At 67.4% G+C, this 19,553-nt stretch carries 20 protein-coding genes; 11 read left to right on the top strand and 9 right to left on the bottom strand.

Features of this window, described 5'->3' with window-relative positions; all coding sequences use genetic code 11:
- Positions 1 to 222 precede the first annotated feature (222 nt).
- The 3 genes from OHA68_RS17445 to OHA68_RS17455 all read left to right on the top strand — a co-directional run bounded on the left by OHA68_RS17445 (position 223) and on the right by OHA68_RS17455 (position 2,444).
- Entirely contained in the window at positions 223 to 789 is a 567-nt protein-coding gene (locus OHA68_RS17445; RefSeq protein ID WP_327108587.1) for a TMEM165/GDT1 family protein, read from the top strand.
- A 96-nt stretch (positions 790 to 885) separates the two neighbouring features.
- Positions 886 to 1,809 (top strand): hypothetical protein, encoded by a 924-nt coding sequence (locus OHA68_RS17450; protein WP_327108588.1) that lies wholly within the window; start codon positions 886 to 888, stop codon positions 1,807 to 1,809.
- Positions 1,806 to 2,444 (top strand): hypothetical protein, encoded by a 639-nt coding sequence (locus OHA68_RS17455; RefSeq protein ID WP_189144363.1) that lies wholly within the window; start codon positions 1,806 to 1,808, stop codon positions 2,442 to 2,444. Before OHA68_RS17450 ends, OHA68_RS17455 begins: the two co-directional genes overlap by 4 nt.
- Before the next feature lie 74 nt (positions 2,445 to 2,518).
- Here the strand turns inward: OHA68_RS17455 and OHA68_RS17460 are convergent, their stop codons facing one another.
- The 8 genes from OHA68_RS17460 to OHA68_RS17495 form a co-directional block, all read right to left on the bottom strand.
- Positions 2,519 to 5,458, bottom strand: a complete 2,940-nt coding sequence (locus OHA68_RS17460; RefSeq protein ID WP_327108589.1) for an ATP-binding protein — start codon at positions 5,456 to 5,458, stop codon at positions 2,519 to 2,521.
- A 121-nt stretch (positions 5,459 to 5,579) separates the two neighbouring features.
- Positions 5,580 to 5,726, bottom strand: coding sequence for a hypothetical protein (locus OHA68_RS17465; protein WP_189144361.1), 147 nt, complete (start codon positions 5,724 to 5,726; stop codon positions 5,580 to 5,582).
- 118 nt (positions 5,727 to 5,844) lie between these two features.
- Positions 5,845 to 6,324 carry a hypothetical protein gene (locus OHA68_RS17470; RefSeq protein WP_327108590.1) on the bottom strand — a complete coding sequence of 160 codons (480 nt, stop codon included), beginning with the start codon at positions 6,322 to 6,324 and terminating at the stop codon, positions 5,845 to 5,847.
- A gap of 35 nt (positions 6,325 to 6,359) precedes the next feature.
- Positions 6,360 to 8,174, bottom strand: a complete 1,815-nt coding sequence (locus OHA68_RS17475; protein ID WP_327108591.1) for a S8 family serine peptidase — start codon at positions 8,172 to 8,174, stop codon at positions 6,360 to 6,362.
- 31 nt (positions 8,175 to 8,205) lie between these two features.
- The gene (locus OHA68_RS17480; RefSeq protein ID WP_189144358.1) at positions 8,206 to 8,475 is read right to left on the bottom strand and encodes a hypothetical protein; all 270 of its coding nucleotides are present in this window, start codon (positions 8,473 to 8,475) and stop codon (positions 8,206 to 8,208) included.
- On the bottom strand, positions 8,472 to 8,789 hold the full coding sequence (locus OHA68_RS17485; RefSeq protein WP_189144357.1) for a hypothetical protein: 318 nt from the start codon (positions 8,787 to 8,789) through the stop codon (positions 8,472 to 8,474). Before OHA68_RS17485 ends, OHA68_RS17480 begins: the two co-directional genes overlap by 4 nt.
- A 10-nt stretch (positions 8,790 to 8,799) precedes the next feature.
- Entirely contained in the window at positions 8,800 to 9,645 is an 846-nt protein-coding gene (locus tag OHA68_RS17490) for a hypothetical protein (RefSeq protein WP_327108592.1), read from the bottom strand.
- Between the two features lie 103 nt (positions 9,646 to 9,748).
- Positions 9,749 to 10,867: a hemopexin repeat-containing protein gene (locus OHA68_RS17495; protein ID WP_327108593.1), complete on the bottom strand. Its 1,119-nt coding sequence runs from the start codon at positions 10,865 to 10,867 to the stop codon at positions 9,749 to 9,751.
- Between the two features lie 159 nt (positions 10,868 to 11,026).
- Between OHA68_RS17495 and deoC the strand changes: the two genes are divergently transcribed.
- The 6 genes from deoC to OHA68_RS17525 all read left to right on the top strand — a co-directional run bounded on the left by deoC (position 11,027) and on the right by OHA68_RS17525 (position 17,306).
- On the top strand, positions 11,027 to 11,956 hold the full coding sequence (deoC, locus tag OHA68_RS17500) for a deoxyribose-phosphate aldolase (protein ID WP_407674502.1): 930 nt from the start codon (positions 11,027 to 11,029) through the stop codon (positions 11,954 to 11,956).
- Positions 11,957 to 12,212: 256 nt separating this feature from the next.
- Positions 12,213 to 13,811, top strand: coding sequence for an ATP-binding protein (locus OHA68_RS17505; RefSeq protein ID WP_327108595.1), 1,599 nt, complete (start codon positions 12,213 to 12,215; stop codon positions 13,809 to 13,811).
- Between the two features lie 223 nt (positions 13,812 to 14,034).
- Positions 14,035 to 14,277, top strand: coding sequence for a hypothetical protein (locus OHA68_RS17510; protein WP_327108596.1), 243 nt, complete (start codon positions 14,035 to 14,037; stop codon positions 14,275 to 14,277).
- Positions 14,252 to 14,764, top strand: coding sequence for a DUF6879 family protein (locus tag OHA68_RS17515; protein WP_327108598.1), 513 nt, complete (start codon positions 14,252 to 14,254; stop codon positions 14,762 to 14,764). Before OHA68_RS17510 ends, OHA68_RS17515 begins: the two co-directional genes overlap by 26 nt.
- An 8-nt stretch (positions 14,765 to 14,772) precedes the next feature.
- Positions 14,773 to 16,917: an ATP-binding protein gene (locus OHA68_RS17520; protein ID WP_327108599.1), complete on the top strand. Its 2,145-nt coding sequence runs from the start codon at positions 14,773 to 14,775 to the stop codon at positions 16,915 to 16,917.
- Positions 16,918 to 16,982: 65 nt separating this feature from the next.
- Complete coding sequence (locus tag OHA68_RS17525; RefSeq protein WP_327108600.1) at positions 16,983 to 17,306, top strand: hypothetical protein; 324 nt, start codon at positions 16,983 to 16,985, stop codon at positions 17,304 to 17,306.
- Positions 17,307 to 17,665: 359 nt separating this feature from the next.
- On the opposite strand, the gene OHA68_RS17530 is transcribed toward OHA68_RS17525, so the two are convergent.
- Positions 17,666 to 18,163 (bottom strand): ATP-binding protein, encoded by a 498-nt coding sequence (locus tag OHA68_RS17530; protein WP_327108601.1) that lies wholly within the window; start codon positions 18,161 to 18,163, stop codon positions 17,666 to 17,668.
- A 346-nt stretch (positions 18,164 to 18,509) separates the two neighbouring features.
- On the opposite strand from OHA68_RS17530, the gene OHA68_RS17535 reads away from it, so the two are divergent.
- Both OHA68_RS17535 and OHA68_RS17540 read left to right on the top strand, forming a co-directional pair.
- Positions 18,510 to 19,331 carry a helix-turn-helix domain-containing protein gene (locus tag OHA68_RS17535; protein ID WP_327108602.1) on the top strand — a complete coding sequence of 274 codons (822 nt, stop codon included), beginning with the start codon at positions 18,510 to 18,512 and terminating at the stop codon, positions 19,329 to 19,331.
- Positions 19,322 to 19,534: a DUF397 domain-containing protein gene (locus tag OHA68_RS17540; protein WP_327108603.1), complete on the top strand. Its 213-nt coding sequence runs from the start codon at positions 19,322 to 19,324 to the stop codon at positions 19,532 to 19,534. Before OHA68_RS17535 ends, OHA68_RS17540 begins: the two co-directional genes overlap by 10 nt.
- The last annotated feature ends 19 nt before the right edge of the window (positions 19,535 to 19,553 follow it).

Raw genomic sequence — 19,553 nt, forward strand, 5'->3', positions numbered from 1 at the left:
GTCGGCGGCCTGCTGTTAGGGTGGTCTGGAAACACCGAAGGGGAGTAGTCCCAATCGCGTGATCGACATGCTGGCGCGTTCGCGCGCCCGGTCGCGCGGGCCTTCACGGGCGGACGAGACCTTCGGCCTGGCAGCCGTGTACGAAGACGCTGCCGGGCCGAAGCCGCGCCCGAAGATCTCCCCCGGTGCGCGCTCACGGTCCGGTCGCGCGGAAGAGGACCGTTGGAAGCATTCTGGATCAGCCTGGCCGTGATCTTCGTGGCCGAGCTCGGTGACAAGAGTCAGCTCATGGCGATGACGTTCGCCACCCGCTTCAAAATGTGGCCGGTGATCGCCGGCATCACCATCGCCACCACCGCCGTCCACCTGGTCAGCGTGGCCGTGGGCGGGTTGATCGGCGACGCGCTCCCCACCACCGCCATCTCCGTCGTGGCCGGGCTCGCCTTCCTCGGCTTCGCGGCGTGGACGCTGCGCGGCGACGAGCTGACCGACGAGGAGGCCGAGAAGGCCAAGCGCACCACCAGGAACGCCATCATCGCTGTGACGGTCGCGTTCTTCCTGGCGGAGCTGGGCGACAAGACCATGCTGGCCACGATCACGCTGGCGACGCAGCACGGCTGGCTCGGCACCTGGATCGGCTCCACCGTCGGCATGGTGGCGGCCGACGCGCTGGCCATCGTGGTGGGTCGGATGCTCGGCAAGCACCTGCCGGAAAAGGCGATCCGGTACGGCGCGGCCGCCGCCTTCGCGATCTTCGGCATCGTCCTGCTGGTCGACGCCCTGATCTGATTTTTGTACCCACTCGTTACAATTTGTCACTCATTGTAAGCAAGAGGTGTGATTGGGTATTCACTGACTTCTGGTTCGTCGGGGATGGAGTACGGATTGTCAAGGATCGGCTGGCGCCACTCGGTGTTCGCGCCCGTGGTGGCCCTGGTGGTCTCGGCGCTTCTGCTGGTGGCCGGAGTGGTGGAGACAGTGCTGCAGGCCGTGGGCGCGACCACGGCCCCGGCCGCGGCGGAGTTCGTGGTCACGATCATCATCGCGGTGTTCCTGACCGCCGTGCTCCGGATCGCCAGGGCGGTGCCGGACATCCGGCGGGAGAACGAGGCGACGGCGCGGGCCGTGGCCAACGTCCAGGCGGTGAAGCCGGGTGGCGACACACTGGTGGCGCGGCGGCTCAAGCTGTTCAAGGAGTCCGCGGAGGCGGGCAGCGACGCCGAGGCCGTGCTGAGCGCCCGTTCCGCGCTCGACGACAGCGAGATGGCCAACAGGCACCACCTGGACCACGCGCTCATCTGGGCGCTGCCGGTGTTCGGGTTCATCGGCACCGCGCTCACCATGGCCGCGATGGTCACCTCGTTCGGCGACGCCCTGGACAGTCAGGGAGACCCCAGCGTGCTGATGACCGCGCTCAGGGAGCACGTGCTGCCCGAGCTGGCGTCCGCGTTCGGCGTCACGTTGATCGCGCTGCTCCTGAGCGTGCTCGCATTCTTCGAGATGTCCCTGGTCGAGCGGGCCGAGCGAGCCGGCGTGGTGGCCGCCGACGAGGTGTTCCTGAGCTACATCGCGCGGCTGCCGGGCAAGCAGGCGGGCCCCGCGGCGCAGGCGAGCCCCGCCCTCCAGGGGCTCAGTCAGGAGCTGGCCCGCTCACGGGCTGAGACCGAGGCCCTGGCCAAGGGGATGGCCCGCTCCCGCGGTGAGACCGAGGCTCTGGTCAAGGGGCTGGACGCGCTGCGGATCGCGGTGGAGCGGCTGAGCGCGGCCGAGACCCGTCCGCAGAAGTACACGCTGGTGAGGGAGCCGTGAGGAAGCGGCCCGCCCGATCGTTCGCCCCGCCGCTCGACCTGCGTTTCATCGACCTGTTCATGGCCATCGTGCTGGCCCTGTCGTTCGTCGCCATCATGCTCACCGTGGTGGCGCGGATGCTGCCGACGGACACCCCCGCGCAGTCGGCCCGCGAGCAGAAGACCGTGGCCCAGCTGCAGCGGCAGCTCGACGCCGCCGTCGCGGCCCAGCGGCAGGCCGAGACCGAGCTGCGCACCACCCAGGCGGAGATCGCCGACCAGACCGCCTTCGCCCTGCCCTGGTGGCTGATCGGGTTCTGCGCCCTGCTCGGGGTGCTCGCCGTGTTCATGGACTGGCGGATCCGGCTGTGGCGCCGGGCTGAGTTGCCACGGCTGCGCAGCTGGCTGATGGTCGCCCTGGTGGTGGCCGCGGTCACCTGGGTGCTCCGGTCGCTGAGCGACCGGGACGGCTATCTGCTGCTCGCCGAGATCCCCTGGTGGGCCGCCGACGCCCTCTGCCTCGGACTGATCCTGGTCGCGTACGTACTGATCACCGACCTCCGGGCCGGGCACGCCACGCTCGGCGAGATCAGGTCCCGGCCCGTCCCCGAAGCGATCCCCGACGAGCGGCCGAGACACCGCAGCCGGTCAGGGTGACGGCGGCGACCGCCGGTGCGCGGCCGGGCACCCCGCAGCGTGACGGCGGCGGCCACCGGGGCGCCCGCGGCCGGTCAGTGGGACAGCAGTGAGCGGCGGTGCGCGACGGCGGCGGCTTCGCCTCGGGTCGCCACGCCCAGCTTGGCCAGGATGTTGGAGACGTGCACGCTCACGGTCTTGGCGGAGATGAACAGCTCCGCCGCGATGTCCCTGTTGGTGCGCCCCAGCGCCACCAGGCGGAGCACTTCGAGCTCGCGCGGGGTGAGCAGGGCGGACGGCTCCCGCGGATGCTGGTCCGCGCCGACGCGGCGGGACAGCCGTTCGATGTCGCCGATGAGCGGGGCCGCGCCCAGCGCGGTCGCCAGCGGCAGCGCCACCTTGAGCCGGGCCGCCGCGTCGTCGCGTTCGCCCGCCTCCGCCGCGGCGGAGGCCGCCCGCATCAGAGCCCTGGCCTGGTTGTGCGGGCGGCCGAGCCGCTCCCAGGCGGCGGCCGAGGCGTCGAAGTCCGCCGAGTACGACAGCCGGTAGGCCTCGGCGACCGGGCTACCGGTCGACAGGTGCACCGCCACCTCGGCCGCCTGCTCGCGCACCGCGCGGACCCGGTCCGGCTCCAGCTCCCCGGCGGCGTCGCAGACCGTGCGGAGCAGGGTCAGCAGCCGCCAGCCGAGCATCGCCTTGCTGGACTGGGAGGGACGGGCGAGCACCCGCTCGGCCACCGCCAGCGCCAGACCGTACTCTTCCCTGAGCAGGTGCCAGCCGATGCGCAGCCGGGCGCTGTTGGTGATGTCCTGGACGAAGTCCTCGGGGCGGTCCTTGAGCACGCCGATCTCCGCCAGGATGCCCTCCACCAGCTCCAGCTCGCCGCGCGCGAGCGCGATGTCGGCCCGCACCCGCAGCAGGTGGTGGCGGGTGCGGATCGTCGGCTCGAAGGACAGGGCGCGCTCGATGGTCTCGATGGCCTCGTCCCAGCGGCCGATCGTCTCCAGCGCCTCGGCCCGGTTGTTGAGGATGAACAGGCCGCTGGCGCGGAGCCTGCCGTACCTCTTGGCCGCCAGCCAGCCCTCCTCGGACAGCTTCAACGCCTCGTCAGAGCGGCCGGTGTCGAGCAGCGCGTCGATCAGGTTGCCTATCGCCCGGGTGATCACCCGGCCGGCGTTCTCCTGCCTGCCGATCTCCAGGGCCCGCATGTTGACGTCGATCGTCGCCTCGATGTCGCCGGTGAGCGAGTGGCCGAGCCCCAGGTTCAGCAGGAACTCGGCCTCCAAGCAGCGATCACCCAGCTCCCTGGCCCAGCGCATGCCCTCCTCGACGCAGGCGCCGCCCTCTTCCGCTTCGCCGCGGAGCATCAGGTGCTGGCTCATCGGCATGAGCACCTCGGCCCTGGCCGAACCGGGCTCGGGGACGAGCCGCAGGGCGTGGCGCAGGTCCTCGACGAAGCCGACCCGGCCCTTGGAAATCTTCAAGTACGTCCGGCGGACGATGAGCATGGCCACCCGGTTGGGCTCGCGGGTCTCGTCCAGCTCCGCCAGCGCGGCATTGACGAACTTCATCCCCCTGTCGACCTCGCCGCCGGCGTGCGCGGCCACCGAGGCCTTCTCCAGCACCGCGATGTGGTCCACGCCGATCCGCTCGGCCGCGTCCGGCACCCGGTCCCACAGCATGAGCACCCGTTCGAGCAGTGGTACCGCCTCGGTGTAGGCGAACGCCTTGAAGGACTTGGCCGCGGCCTGCCAGGCGGCGATCAGGGCTTCGTGGTCGTTGCGGGCGCCGTACCAGTGGTGGGCGAGCTCGACGGCGGCGCGTCCGGGCGGGACGAGCGCGCGGTCCTTGGAGATCTCCTCGGCATAGCGGGCGTGCAGCCGCTGGTGCTCGCCGGGCAGCAGTTCCTCGTGCACGGCCTCGCGGATCAGCGAGTGACGGAAGACGTAGGCGCGGCCGTCGGCGATCTGCAGCACGTTGCCCGCGACGGCGGGCCGGAGCGCGGCCTCCAGCTCCAGCTCGGACAGGCCGCTGACGGCGGCGAGCAGCGCGTGGCCGACGCGGGTGCCGCCCGCGGCGGCGATGCGCAGGACCCGCTGGGTCTCCTCCGGCAGGCGCTCGACCGCGGCGAGGATCAGGTCCTGCATGGAGTCGGGGAAGGTGCAGTCCTCGTCGCCTTCGAGCATCGCCTCCACGAACAGGGGGATGCCCTCGCTGCGCTCGTAGACCTTCTGCACCTTGGCGTACTGCGGGGCGCTGCCGAGGATGCCGGTCATCTGCTGGGCGACCTCGTCCCGCGACAGCCGGGGCAGGTCGAGCCTGAGCACGCCGTTGACCCTGCCCAGCTCGGCCAGCACCGGGCGCAGTGGGTGCTGCCTGTGCAGGTCGTCGGAGCGGTAGGTCATGACCATGAGCACCTGCGGGATGCGCAGGTTGCGGCTGAGGAAGGCGATCAGGTCCCGGCTGGACCGGTCGGCCCAGTGCACGTCCTCGATGATCAGTACCGTGGGGGTGCTGTCGGCCAGCCGTTCGAGGAGGGTGAGGAACTGCTCGAAGAGCCGGGCGCGGCTGGTGTCGGTCTCACCGTCGCCGCCGGCCTCACCGAACTCGGGCAGCAGGCGGGCCAGGTCCCGCGCGGCGCCGTCGGGGAGCAGCGCGGCGATCTGGCCGGCGCCCTGCTCCCTGACGAGCTGCCTGAGCGCGGCGGTGAACGGCGCGTAGGCCAGGCCCTCGGAGGAGAGCTCGACGCAGCCGCCGTACAGCACGCGAGCGTCGCCCGCTTGCCCGTACGGCACGCGAGTGTCGCCCGCCTGCCCGTACGGCACGCGAGTGTCGCCCGCCTGCCCGGGTGGCACGCGGGCGCCGCCGATCTGCTCGGCGAAGCGGTGGACGAGCCGGGTCTTGCCGACGCCCGCCTCGCCACCGAGCAGCACTGCCGTGGCGTTGCCACGGCAGGCTTCCTCGAACGCCTCACCGAGCGCGGTGAGCTCATCGCTCCGCCCGACGAAGACGGGGCTCACCGAACGTCCCAGCATGTCGCTCAGCATGTCACGACTTATCCGTATCTTTCGACGGGATTAAGGGGGCGGAGAGGCTGCTAAGGAGGCAGAGAGGCCCGGCCGCGAGGGAGGTTGCGGCCGGGCTCTCGTGGGATGGTCATGACGAGTGGCGCTTGCCGAAGACCGAGCGGCGCTCGGACTTGTTCGCCTGCTGCGCCTCGCGTACGCGCCGGTGCCTGGCGGCCGCCTGGTGAAGCTCGCGGGCCTGACTCTTCATGAGCTGGAACTCGATTTCGGCGTTCATGCCGTTCTCCTGTGCTTGTGGAGCTCACTTCCTGACATCTTCAAGAATCGGGCTAAGGCCCACCCCGCCACATCGGGTGGATGCCCTATCTCCACGCCCGCACAGGGCCCTAAGGCACCTAGTCCACTCGGTAGGTGACGTAGTAGTACGAGCTTTCGACCTCAGACTTGGCGAGTTTCGCGATCTCTCCGGCGCCCTGCTCCGATTCGAAGATCGTTATCGATCCCAGCAGGTCGTTGTCGGAGACCGAGTCGAAATCCCACAGTGAGATGTTCTCCGAGAAGGAGACGGGGATCACGATCCCGGGCGCCTTGGACTGCCCTGCCTGCATGTCCACGGTCGTGTTGCCGGGCGGCCAGATGGAGCTGTTCAGGTCCCCTGAGGTGTCCGTCGTGATGAACAGGCTGTCGGGATCCGAGCGGGCGTTGTCCATGGCCCCAGCGACCCCGGGCATGCCCCTGACGAGGCTCTCCACCGAGCTCCCGGCGAGCTGGCCCAGCACGGGAGCGAGGCCGGAAAGCGCTTGGATGACGCCGATGTCGGTTCCGGTGGCCTGGCGCAGGCACCAGATCTGCTGGATCGTCGCGTTCGCGGTCATGGTTTCCTCTCCTCGATGTTCAGGGCGAAAGTGGCTCAGTAGTGGCTGATGAGTCCCGCCGCGACCATCTCCTCGTGGAGCCGGGTCAGCGCGGTCATGGGCATGCCGTTCTGCGGCTGCTGGTAGGAGGCCAGCAGGCCGGCCGCCTGCATCTCCTGGGTGAGCTGGTCCAGCGGTGAGTGCGCCGGGACTCCCGTGAGTGCCGGTGCCAGGGCGCGGATCGCGTCGGGCAGCCCGGCTCCGGTCCTGTTCGGGTCGCCGAGCTGCAGCGGCGTACAGCTCGATCTGATGATGTCGAACAGCCGGTCGACCCGCCGGGCGTCCCTGGCGGCGTACTCGCCCTGGAAGTCGCCGTGGTGGGCCACGATGAGCGCGGCCAGGCCGGAGACGTGCGGAGCGGCCATGGACGTGCCGTCCCAGGCCGCGTACTCGGTCGACGGGATCGCCGACAGGATCGCCACGCCCGGCGCGCACACGTCGACCTCGGGCCCGATGCAGGTGAACGCGGGGGAGAAGTATCCGTCGAAGGCCTGCGGCGGCCGGATCTGGTCGGCGTGCGTGCTGCCGGCCGGAAACGCGTCCGTCTTGCCTATCGCCGCGACCGCGAGGACCGTGGGCATGTTGCCGGGGAAGTTGACGGGGCCGCTGTCGTTCCCGGCGGCGACGATGCACGCCACGCCGGCGGCGCGGGCCTCTTCCAGCTTGGCGGCGACGAGCGGGGAGAACTCTTTGGTGCCCAGGCTGAGGTTGATGACATCGATCTCCTTGTCGATGCAGTAGTCGATGGCCTCGATGAGGTCGCTGAGCCGGCCACCGGGGAAGATCTTGCAGGCGTGCACCTCCGCCTCGACGGCGAAACCGACGACGCCCCGGCCGGTGTCCGCGCCGGTGATGATCCCGGCGCAGTGCGAGCCGTGGTGGACGGTGTCGACCGTCCAGCCGGCCTCTTTGCGCTCGCTCAGATCGAGTCCGGCGTTCACCTGGCCGACCAGGTCGGGGTGCTCGACGGCGACCCCCGAGTCGACGATGGCCACCTTGGCGCCCGCGCCGCGGAAGTTCGGCGGCAGCCGGTGCAACTGCATGGCCTCCTGGCCCCAGCCGAACGCCTGCTTGTCGGGGAAGCCGGGCAGGGTGTCCGACAGCTTCTTCAGGACGACGAGGTTGTCACCGTCCTCCCTCAAGGCCGGCCGGTCGAGGATCCGGCCCCAGTGACCGCCGACGGGTTTCACCTGCACGCTGGCGATCGAATCGGCGGTCTCGCCGGTCAGCGTGATCGTGGCGCGACCGTCCGGGCCGGTGACCGCCTGGGCGGGCCACAGATAGCCGTTGACCAGGATGGCGGCGTTGGGCATGGGGATGCCGTCGGTGTTCACGACCAGGAACGTGAAGCTGCACTCGACGCCGACGGGCAGGATCAGCTGGCGGCGGGTGTCCCTGCGCGGCATGAGGGACACGTCGGTGTAGGTGAGCAGCCGGTCACGCTCGATGTGGATCTGGGGCAGCTGCCGGCTGAGCGCCTCCGCGTACTCTCCCGTCATGTCGGCGACCGTCAGCCCGCCCAGCGTCACGCTTCCCGCCGCGAGGGCGGACATCCGGACCGGCGCCTCGACCCGTCTGCGCACCTCCACCTGCGGGTCACGGTCCAGCAGGTCGTGCAGGGCCGCGGGGTCGAGGGACGGGGTGGACAGGCCCTTCGCCTCCAGGTAGGGCTGAGGCAGCACCGCCGCCATATAGCGCCGCAGCCTCGGCCGCACCGGCTCCTGCGCCGGTTCTTGCCCGGCCTTGCCTCGGCCGGTCGGGCGGGGCCGCGGCTGCCTGCCCGGATTCTTGGAAGTGCCGTTACCGCTCATGGCGTCTCTCCTGAGAGCTCATGCTGATATGTCAGAACAACTCGACAGGGGAGTCCGGCTCGATCGTCAGCCGTGTCCCGTACCTCGCCCGCAGCGCCCCGGCGTGCGCCGGGGACATCTCCACCGCGAGCAGGCTCGGCCGGTCCGGCGCGCCGACGATCCGCCGGATCTTCACCTCGGGATCATCGCGAAGCATCTCGATGAGCTCCGCGAGCAGCGCCGCGTCCGGGCAACCGATCATGTACGGCACGGGCCCGGACCGGCCGGCGGCCGATCCGGGATCGTGCGACGGCCCGGTCACTGCGGTGGCGTGGCCTGCTGGCCGCCTCTGCCGATGAAGCCGGTGACCAGCTGGATCTGGGCGAGGCACTGGTCGTACTGCCCGCTGCGGTACAGCCGTACGGCCTCGATGGTCGCCGGCACGGCGGCGGCGAACTGGGGCGCCTGCGGGACGGCGGCCTGCAGCCAGCCGTAGAGCTGCTGCAGCGCCGTCGCGCACTGCGCCTGCGCCTGGGCTTGGGCCTGGGCTTGGGCCTGCGCTTGGTTCGCCTGGGGGGAGCCCATGGCCGGCGCGCTCATGTCCGGCCACTGTCCCAGCCCGACCGTCGGTCCCATGTCGCCGCCCTTACCCGACCCCGGCGGGCGCCTGGCCCTGCTGCATGCCTTGCATGCCCTGCATCGGTTGCGGCATTCCCTGCATGCCCTGCATGGGCTGCTGCATCGGGGGCTGCATGCCCTGCTGCTGGCCTGGCTGGTCCGGGATGCTGAGCAGGATCTGCTTGACGATCGGAAGGCCGTACTGCATGCCGTACTGGGCCACCTTGCTCCAGAAGCTCGCCGGGTTGGACGTGTGCTCCAGCGGCTGGAACTGCCCACCACCCTGCCCGGCTTGGAAGGGCAGAAGCGCGTCGAGCAGTTGCTTCGGGAAGGGGGAAGGCGCGGGCATCGGCATCGGCATCGGCATCGGCATTGGCATGGGCATGGGCATGGGCATCGGGAAATTAGGCATGCCGAAAAGGCTGCCGAAGGACGACGGAGATACGCCCTGCTGACCCTGCTGCGACCCGCCCATCATCTGCCCCATGATCTCCTGCAGCTTGCGAAGCATCTCAGGGTCGATAGGGAGCGGGCCGGGAATGTTGCCCTGTCCCGGCATGCCCTGTCCGGGGATGTTCAGCCCGGGAATGTTCAGTCCCGGGAGGCCCAGCCCTGGGATGCCCTGCGGCATGTGCGGTTGCGGGCCCTGCTGGGCTTGCATCGGAAAGACGGCGCCGATGAGCGCGCCGATGATGCTGCCGATCGTGGCGCCGTCCTCGCCGCCGATCGCCCTGCCGATCTCACGGCCGGCGAAGCCCCCCGCCACGCCGGCTCCCACCCCCATCGGCGACACGCCCTGCTGACCGTACTGCTGCTGCTGGGGCTGCTGGCCGTACTGCTGTCCTGGCGCCATCTGAGGCGTCGCATACATCATCGGTGTCTCCTACGCGGCTCGGTCGCGGGCGCGACTCCCGCCGATTACCTACCGCAACAATCTGTGCACTAATTGTGGCAAACGGTAATGATGTGCCCAGAACTCACGGGAACAGCGCGGCGAACTCGGGCGGCAGGGAGGGGTCGGTGCGCTGGAAGGTCCGGCCCTCCTCGAACCCCTCGACCGTCTTGATCGCCAGCATGAAACTCTCCAGCTCGGCGTCGTCGAGATCGGCCACCCGCCGCGCCGGGTCGAGGCCGGTGAGCTGGCGGACGCGCTTGGCGTACAGGACGGGATCGTTGTTGCCGTGACCGGAGGGCGCGTACTTCATGAGCGCGTCGCCCATGCTCAACGGGTTGTAGACCGAGGACCGGAGGACCCCGCGCAGCGCCGTCCAGCCGTCCTCGTGGCTGGCGAAGATCGCCAGCCCTCGCCTGTCGACGGCGAGCGCGTTCCGGTACGGCATCCGGCCGGGCAGGAGGTTGCCCGGGTTGTTGTTGCGCCAGGCGAGCGTGCCGCCCACGTGCAGCACGTCGTGCGCCCTCGCCCAGCCGCCGTGTTCGTCGCCGGAGGCCGCTGGGCCCGTACGTTGCGCGAGCTTGAGCCAAGCGGCGTCGACCTGCCCGCCGAAACCGGCCTCGGCCACGCCCGGCCAGTTGCCGGCGATGGGCTTGGGCTCGGGGTCGGCGTGGTCGGCGTTGAGGTCGTAGCCGAGGTAGTGGTCGCCTCGGAAGAAGTACGCCTTGCCGTTGTTCCAGGTCACGGCGGCGTTGATGCCGTCGCCGAAGCCCGCCTCGGCGACGCCCGGCCAGTTGCCGGCGATGAGTTTGGGGTGGGGGTCGGCGTGGTCGGCGTTGAGGTCGTAGCCGAGGTAGTGGTCGCCTCGGAAGAAGTACGCCTTGCCGTTGTTCCAGGTGACGGCCGCGTCCAGGTGGGCGCCGAAGCCGGCCTCCGCCAGGCCGGGCCAGAAGTCGGCGATCAGCACCGGGTATCCGGGGTCGACCGTGTTGCTCTGCTGATCCACCCGGACGTACTCCGCGCCCTTGAACAGGTAGACCTTCCCGCCCGCCAGGTCCAGAGCCGCGTCCAGGTCGCTCGTGAACGCCTCCGGCAGGTTGGTCCAGCCCGCCGAGAGCGCCTTCGGGTAATCGGCGTCCACCCGATCGGCGTCGGTGTCGTACCGCACGTAGCGGCCGTTGCTCAGCAGGTAGGCCTTGGCCATGACGCTGTCGTCCCTCCCCTTGGGCGAGCGGGTGATCTCGAGCGGTCACCTACCCGACGCCCTAGACGATCAACCGCTCTGACCTGCCCGGATGCCATTTCTTGGCGCTCCGGTTTGGACGTGGAGACCCGGGTCGGCGATGCTGTGGTGGTGCCCACTCTGACTACTTCGCTCGCGGACGTCGCCGCGTCAGGCGCCACCCTGCGCGCATTCCTGCACGGCCTGCCCGGTGTCGACCGGGTCGGCGCGGACCAGCGGGCGGCGATGCTCGGCACCCGGTCCATCAAGACGACGGCCAAGGCCCAGGCCATCGACCTGGCCATCTCCATGGTCGACCTCACCACGCTCGAAGGCGCCGACACCCCCGGCAAGGTCAGAGCGCTGTGCACCAAGGCGATGCACCCCGGCGAGGGCGCACCCCGGGTGGCGGCCGTCTGCGTCTACCCCGACCTGGTGTCCGTCGCCGTCGAGACGCTGGCCGGCTCCGGGGTGAAGGTGGCCTCGGTGGCGACCGCGTTCCCCAGCGGCCGCACCTCGCTGGAGGTCAAGGTGACCGACACCGCGCTCGCCGTCGCCGCCGGCGCCGACGAGATCGACATGGTGATCGACCGTGGCGCGTTCCTGTCCGGCGACTACACGAAGGTCTTCGAGCAGATCGTCGCCGTCAAGGCCGCCTGCGGCGACGCCCACCTGAAGGTGATCCTGGAGACGGGCGAGCTCGCGACCTACGACAACGTACGACGGGCGTCCTGGCTGGCGATGCTGGCCGGGGCCGACTTCATCAAGACCTCCACCGGCAAGGTGGCTCCGGCGGCGACACTGCCGGTGACTTTGATCATGCTGGAGGCCGTACGCGACTTCCGCGACCGGACCGGCCGCCAGGTGGGCGTGAAACCGGCCGGCGGCATCCGTACCACCAAGGACGCCATCAAGAACCTGGTCCTGGTCAACGAGACGGCGGGCGACGACTGGCTCTCCCCGGACTGGTTCCGCCTGGGCGCGTCCTCACTCCTCAACGACCTGCTGATGCAGCGCCAGAAGCTGACCACCGGCCGCTACGCGGGCCCGGACTACTTCACCCTCGACTGAGGGGCCGCGCGGTAAGGCGCCTGTGTCGCCCCGCTACAGCCAGTTCTCGCCGTGGACGATGTAGTACTGGATCGCGGTGAGCTTGCGGTGGCGAAGGTAGCCGGCCGTTCTCGTGGCTCAACCGAGTGGCCGCCGCTCGGGCCAGCGCGTCGGAAGCGATGCCCTTCATAGGGCCGTCCAGACCCGCTCAGGTTCCGCTGTCACGCGAATCCCTTGTCCCAGACATTAAGCCGCAAGACGATGACAGAATGTGACCATGCGGCGACCCCGAGCGAAATACTTCAACACCACCGGACCGTGCGGCCCACAGCACCACTACATGCTGCCTCCCACGCAACGGCTCCCCGAAGCGCGCGAGCTCATCGAGATGGACCGCTACTTCGTGCTGCACGCGCCCCGGCAGACCGGCAAGACCACGATGCTGCGCACCCTGGCGTCCGAGCTGACCGCCGAGGGCGACGTCGCCGCCCTGATGTTCTCCTGCGAGCGCGCCAAGTCGGCCGGTGACGACTACGCCGCCGCGGAGTCGCTTCTGCTGGATTCCCTCCGCGAGGCCGCCGAGTGGTCGGGATGGCCGAAGAAGTTGCTGCCGCCGGATTCCTGGCCGCAGGTCACGCCGGGCAGCCGGTTCGGTTCGGCGCTGAGCGAGTGGTGCCGCCGCTGCCCGCGCCGCGTGGTGCTGCTCCTCGACGAGATCGACGCCCTGCAGGGCAACAGCATGGTCAGCATCCTCAGCCAGCTCCGCGACGGTCACAACGCGCGGCCGGGGGGCCGTCCGTTCCCCGCGTCCGTGGTGCTGTGCGGGCTGCGCGACCTGCGTGACTACAAGGTCGCCTCGGGTGGCGAGCCCGGCCGGTCCAACCCGGCCAGCCCGTTCAACATCGCCGCCAAGTCGCTGCGCCTGGGGGACTTCACCGCCGACGACATCGCCGAACTCTACGGCCAGCACACTCAGCAGACCGGCCAGGAGTTCACCAAGGACGCGGTGGAGCGGGTGTTCGAGCTGACACAGGGCCAGCCGTGGCTGGTCAACGCCCTGGCCCATGAGGTCGTCTTCGAGATGCGCGTGACCGGCGCCGTCACCGCCGGGCAGGTGGAAGACGCCAAGGAACGGTTGATCCGGGCGCGCCACACACATCTGGACGCTGTGATGGCCCGGCTGCACGAGCCGCGGGTCAAGCGGGTGATGGAGCCGGTCGTGGCCGGGGTCTTCCCCCACATCGACTCCGCCTTCTCCGACGACCTGTCCTATGTATGCGACCTGGGCCTGATCAAGCAGAAACCCCCGCTCGAAGTGGCGAACCCGATCTACCGGGAGGTCATCCTGCGAGTGCTCGGAGACCCGTCGGAACAGTACGTGATGGCCGACCCGCGCAGCTTCGTGCTGCCGGACGGCCGGTTCGATCTGCCGCGCCTGCTGGAGGAGTTCGTCGTCTTCTGGCGCGAGCACGGCGAGGTTCTCATCCAGCAGGAGGGCTACCACGAGGCCGCCTGCCAGATCATTCTCATGGCTTTCCTGCACCGCCTGGTCAACGGCGGAGGCTACCTCGATCGGGAATACGCCGCCGGCACCAAACGCCTGGACGTGCTCGTCCGCTGGCCCTACACGAGCCCCGACGGCGAACGCCTGATGCAGCGCGAGGCCATGGAGCTGAAGGTGTGGCGAGCAGGCGAGAACGATCCGGCACCCGACGGCCTCGCCCAGCTCGACCGTTACCTGGACCGCCTCACCCTCTCCACCGGCGCGCTGGTGATCTTCGACCGCCGCCCCGAGGCCCCGCCGTGGCAGGAACGAGGCGGCTTCGAACAGACGACCACACCTGCCGGCCGGCAGGTCACCGTACTGCGTGTGTGACGGACGCCCGACTTTCCAGGCAGAACCAATCCCGCCCGCGATGCAGATTACGGTCTGTACGACATCCGTAAGCAGACAATCCGTTTGACGGGATAAAGAACGAAAAGGCGTCATTCGTAGAACCCAGGATAGCTACACTATTCCCAAATAGAGACCTTGACCAAGTAAATCCCTCGGTTGAAGCTTGAGACCAGAAATGGCCGAGCTCGGCCCTGGAGGAGTCATGGCCCTACGTTTCATCGGCATCGACCCTGACACGGCGGCCGGCAACTGCCCATCCGTGTGGGTCGATGAGGTCTCAGGCGACCTGTTGTTTCAAGGATGGGAGGTCACGGACCAGACTACGCTGAACGAAGTCGCAGCCGTGAGCCCGATCGCCGCACATGAGAAGATCGTGAGGCTGCCTGCTCGCATGCGAACGATCATCCAGGAGGCAAGTAGTGACGGAGCGGCCGACCTTCGATGAACTGTTCGCTGAATGCACCCGCTCAGCCGTGCATCTGGAGATGCGAGACATGTACACGCCCGACGACCCGGTGTATCTGGATTGGAAAGCCGGCGTCCATATCGACCCGGTCGAACGATGGCGTGAATGGTATGACCTGGTCGTAGCCACCGTAGAGCGCGGCGTGGAGATGCGCCGCGCTCGTATCGTGTCGGAGCCGATCACCGACTTCATCCAGCATGAGTACGACCTGACGGCTGACCTGAACATCGCCGCCGGTGAACAGGTGCGATGGTTGTCTCGGCGCAAAGCTTCCGATCTGGCGCTGCCGGGCAACGACTTCTGGGTATTTGATGATCGGTTGGTCAGGTTCGGGCATTTCTCGGGCGATGGCGCATACCTCTTCCAGGAGATCACCGAGGAGCCGGCCGTCGTACGGCTCTGCGTCTCAGCCTTCGAATCCGTCTGGGATCGAGCTGTCGATCACAAGGACTATCGTCCGTCTTGAGGTAGGCGATGGTTTCCCGGCCAGACTCCTCGAACGACTTCTCCGGCGAGGCGGAGACCGTCGTGCAGGCGGGCGTGGTGCACGGAGGCATCCACCTGCATCGCGCTCAGCACGTCTTCACGGCGCCTCGTCAACTGCCGCTCAGCCCTTCAGGGTTCGTCAACCGAGAAGCTGATCTGCTGAAGCTCGACCGCTTCCTCGTCGCCCGGCCGGGCTCCCGTGAGCAGGGCCGCACGCCCGTTGGCGTTTCCACGGTGTCAGGTCCCCCCGGAGTAGGTAAAACCGCGATGGCGGTGTACTGGGCGCATCGCGTCCGTAGTGAATTCCCCGACGGGGACCTTTACATTGATATGCAAGGATTCGGTCCAGGGCCGCCTCTCTCTACGGAGACGGTGCTTGAGGCTTTTCTGCGAGCCCTGGATGTGCGGCCCGACAACATCCCGGAGGGGTTGACTGGACGTGCGGCTCTCTTCAGGTCGTTACTGGACGGAAAACGCGTTCTTCTTCTCATCGACAATGCCACTTCGTCTGCCCAGGTGCGCCACCTGATTCCTGGGTCGCGCCAATGCTTCACACTGGTGACCAGCAGAAACACTCTCTCCGGGTTGGTGGTGAGGGAAGGAGCGCTCCCTGTGACGTTGGATGTCCTGTCGTCCGAGGAGTCCGTCCTGCTTCTCTCGGAGCTGATGGGGCATGACAGGATCGCTGCCGAGGTGGAAAGCGCTCAGCAAGTCGCCCAACTGTGCGGGCATCTGCCGCTCGCGCTCAGGGTGGTGGCGGAGCGTGCGGTGAATCGGCCGCAGCTCTCGTTGGCGGACCTTGTCGACGAACTGAACGGTGAACAAAGACGGCTTGATGCGCTCGCTTCGGCCGAGGACGAGCTCAGCGATACACGCGCGGTCTTCTCCTGGTCTTATCAGGCGCTGACCCCGGATCTCATGCGTACGTTCAGACTGATCGGCCTGCATGAAGGAGCGGACATCGGTCTGGGGGCGGCCGCAGCTCTGATCGGAGCGAACGTGGGGGAGGCGACGCGGCAACTCAGGGCGCTCGTCGGCGTCCACCTACTTCAAGAGACAACTGTGAACCGCTTCCAGCTGCACGCTCTGCTGAGGTCCTATTCAAGGGAGCGCGCTCTTGCGGAAGAGGCGCAGGCAGAACGCATGCAGGCAGTCCGGCGGTCGCTGACCTGGTATCTCCTCACCGCTGACAGGGCAAGATCGGTCCTCCTGCCGTTCTTCCCCTCCATCCCGCTCGTTCCACCAGGCCACCTGGATTTGGCTGATGAGTTCGTGAACGGTCCACAAGCGATGAGCTGGTTTGACACAGAAAGGCGGAATCTCCTCGCCGCCATGCGCCAGGCGACCGAGTTCGGTCAATTCGACATCGGATGGAAGCTGCCGTTCGTCACCACGGGATTTTTCGAACTGCGCTCCTATTGGGATGAGTGGGAAAGTAATCACCGAAGTGGCCTGGCGGCTGCCGAGCTCCTGGGAGACTCCTTCGGTGAAGCGGTCAACATGCAAATGCTGGGAGATGTGGCCTGGCGTCGCAGCCGATTCGATGAAGCCATTTCAAATTATCGACATGCTGCGGAAATCGGTCGCCACCTCTCCGCGGGCTGGATCGAAGGGTTCGCTCTCCGTGGCGAAGGTCTGGTACGGGAGCAGCAGGGGGATTTCCACGCGGCGTCTGAAATGTTCAGATCGGCGTTGCAGATATTCCGGTCCGACGGCCTGCGCCGAGGCGAAGGAATGTCGTTGCTCAGTTTGGGAAAGTGTGCCCATGCCCTCAACGATCCGACACAAGCGGTAGCATTCGGTACGGCAGCCGTTAGAATTTTCGAGGAAATCGACGATGTCTGGACATTGGCATGGGGCAGGTTGGCGCTGGCGATCAGCCTGATGGCAGGGGAGGCGGATCTCGATGCGATGGCGCAGCTTCGCCGGGCCTGTGAGACATTCCGGCTGTTCGATGATCATCATAGTGAGGCAGAAGCGCTCGTTCTGCTCGCCGAGCTATACGTACGGTCCGACGATGTGACCAACGCGCAGACTTGCCGGCGCCGGGCGGCGGAGTTGTATGAAATCTTGGGCGACTCCCGTGCGGCCGAGGTGCGGGCCCGTATTGAGGACATGGAGGCCGGCGCATGAGCTCACGGTCGGACAAAGTACGGAGATTTGCCAGGTGGGCTGGCGGAATCATCGTCACCTCGGTCGTGCTCGTGCTCGCGTTCTACTTGGTTCTGGTTGGACTGGACAAGGCAGACAAAGTGGCGAGCGTACTGGCGTTGTTCGTCGGCCTCGCAGGCTTGGGCGCCGCTGTGTACGGCCTGTTCGGGGCTGAGCGTCGACGCGATGCGGCTCATCCGCCGAAACCGGCCCGTCCACAAGTCGGTGACTCTCCGCCTGGCGGCGTCCACAACACGATTTCGGGCGGAGTCGTGCATGGAACGGTGATACAGGGACGAGATTTTTCCGGGCCTTTGAACATCGGCGGGTTGCCGTCCCCGTCTGCGGAAGATCCTGATCCTCAACAGTAGGACGAAGCTCGCCCACTATCCGATCAGGTCGCACAGACGGGTGAGCGGCGGCGCTGAGCTGAGCGACATGCGAGCTCACCGGGCTGTGCCTCTGAGCAGCGATGCCCATACCTGCTCTGTCTCGGCCGCCGCCGTCCACGCCGTCTCGTGGATCACGCCATCGACAGATCGGCGGACGAAGGCGAGGCCGGCCGCGACGCAGAGCTCGTAGCGGGGCGCGCAGCGGTTGCAGGTGTGGCGGCGCACTCGGACCCGTTCGCACCGAGCGGTAGGGCTCGCCCATGCGAGCCGTTCGTGGTCGTCCTGGAGAGGGGCTGTGTGGAGGCCGTGGTATTCCTCCATCAGGTCTTGTGCTCCGCTCATCGCCGATTCTCTGTACGGGGCAGCGCGAACCAGGTTGCCTTGCCCGCCAGGCCGGGGCAGGTGCTGAATCCGTGGGGGATGCAGCCGTACAGGCCGGCCGACAGTTCTGCCACGATCCTCAGCCCCCGGCCGTTCTCGGCTTGGGTGTCCGTACGCCGGGGTATCGGGCGGGCGGCTCCGGCGTCGACCACCATGCAGACCACTTCGGCCGGATCGATCCGCAGGACCAGCTCGTACGGTGCGTCGCCGTACAGGATCGCGTTGGTGGTCAGTTCGCTGACCATCAGGACGGCGTCGTCCACGAGGTCCTGGTTCAGGCCGACGAGTAGGAGGGCGCGCCGGACGAGGTCGCGGGCATCACCGACCGCCCGCGCGTCGTCGCGAAGTCGCCAGACCATGCTCTGCCCGACATGGCTTGAGCGCTCCGCCGCCACAGCGGCCTGCACCGATTGTGCGACTTCCGGCGCGATCTCGCCGAACAAGAGCTTATCCATTACGCCACCTCCCAGATCCATGTAGTCGCTCCAGTTACAGACATCAGCTGGCCAGAAAAGCACTAAGTCCTGGGGTGAAGGCAGTAAAGGATGAACCGCTCCCATTAGTGACCTAAATACTGCATGTCCAAAATATTCAGCCCTGCCCGATCAAACTGGAAGCAGCCAGAGATTGTGCGACCACACCGCTGCACCTGTCATTACTTGCGCTTCCAAGTACACAGAGTGCCCGTGGTGAGCTACATTACGGAATGGAATGGATGACACACCGTTCGGACAGTTCTGTAGTACCGGCTGTCTGATTGGCGTAGGACTCTCGTGCTACTTGCCAGAACAGGAGTTACGGATGCCCGCACCCCTTGAGCTTGACCCCACAGCCGGCCCATTGGCTTTCTTCGGTGTCGAGCTACGCAAATTTCGAAAAAGTGCCGGATTGTCCCAGGAGCAATTGGCGGAAATAATCAGGTTCAGCCCCAGCTTGATCGGCTTCATCGAGAGAGCTCAACGGACGCCGAGCAAGGACCTCGTCCAACGCTGCGACGAAGCCGTGGGAGCCGAGGGGAAGTTGCTCCGCCTCTGGCCTCTCATAAGCCGTGAGGCGAGCCCTCGATGGTTTCGCGAGTGGCTGGATATTGAGCAGGAAGCTCAAAGCCTCCGAACATGGCAGCCTCTCCTCGTCCCAGGACTGCTGCAGACGGAGGATTACGCTCGCGCCATGCTGCGTGGCGAACCCGGCGTCACGGAGGAGCAGGTAGAGAAATCCGTACAAGCACGCCTGGAGCGCCAGATCCTTTGGTCTCGTCCCAACCCCCCAATGTTCTGGGTACTGCTCGATGAAGGCGTACTCCAACGTCCTATTGGAGGTCGGGAGATCATCCGTTACCAGATCGAACACCTGGTCCAGACGGCAGAACGGCCACACATCGCTATCCAAGTGGTCCCCATGGCTTTTGGCGCCACCACAGGACTCCTCGGCGGCTTCGTGATCGCCCAACTGGCCGGAAGTCCAGATATCGTGTATTACGAGTCCACGGGACACGGGCAGATGACTGACCGACCGGAGGATGTCGCTGCGATCCATATGAAATACGACGCCATCCGAGCTGAGGCACACCCCCAGCATGTGTCTATCGAGCTACTCAGAGAGGCAGCCAAGACATGGACGTGAACGACGAACTGAGCACCGCCGCCTGGCGGAAGGCCACCAAGAGCGGATCGAATGGCGGAGACTGCATCGAGGTCGTCCCCTTGTCTGGCGGCCGAGTGGCCATCCGTGACACCGAGAGCCCAGCACAAGCGCCATTCGTGGTGACCGCCAGCGTTTGGGACGCTTTCCTGGATGGGGCCAAGCGAGGCGAATTCGACTTCTAGACGACTCCCAAGATCGGGC

Source organism: Nonomuraea glycinis, assembly GCF_035920485.1.
GTDB classification, from domain to species: Bacteria; Actinomycetota; Actinomycetes; order Streptosporangiales; family Streptosporangiaceae; genus Nonomuraea; species Nonomuraea glycinis.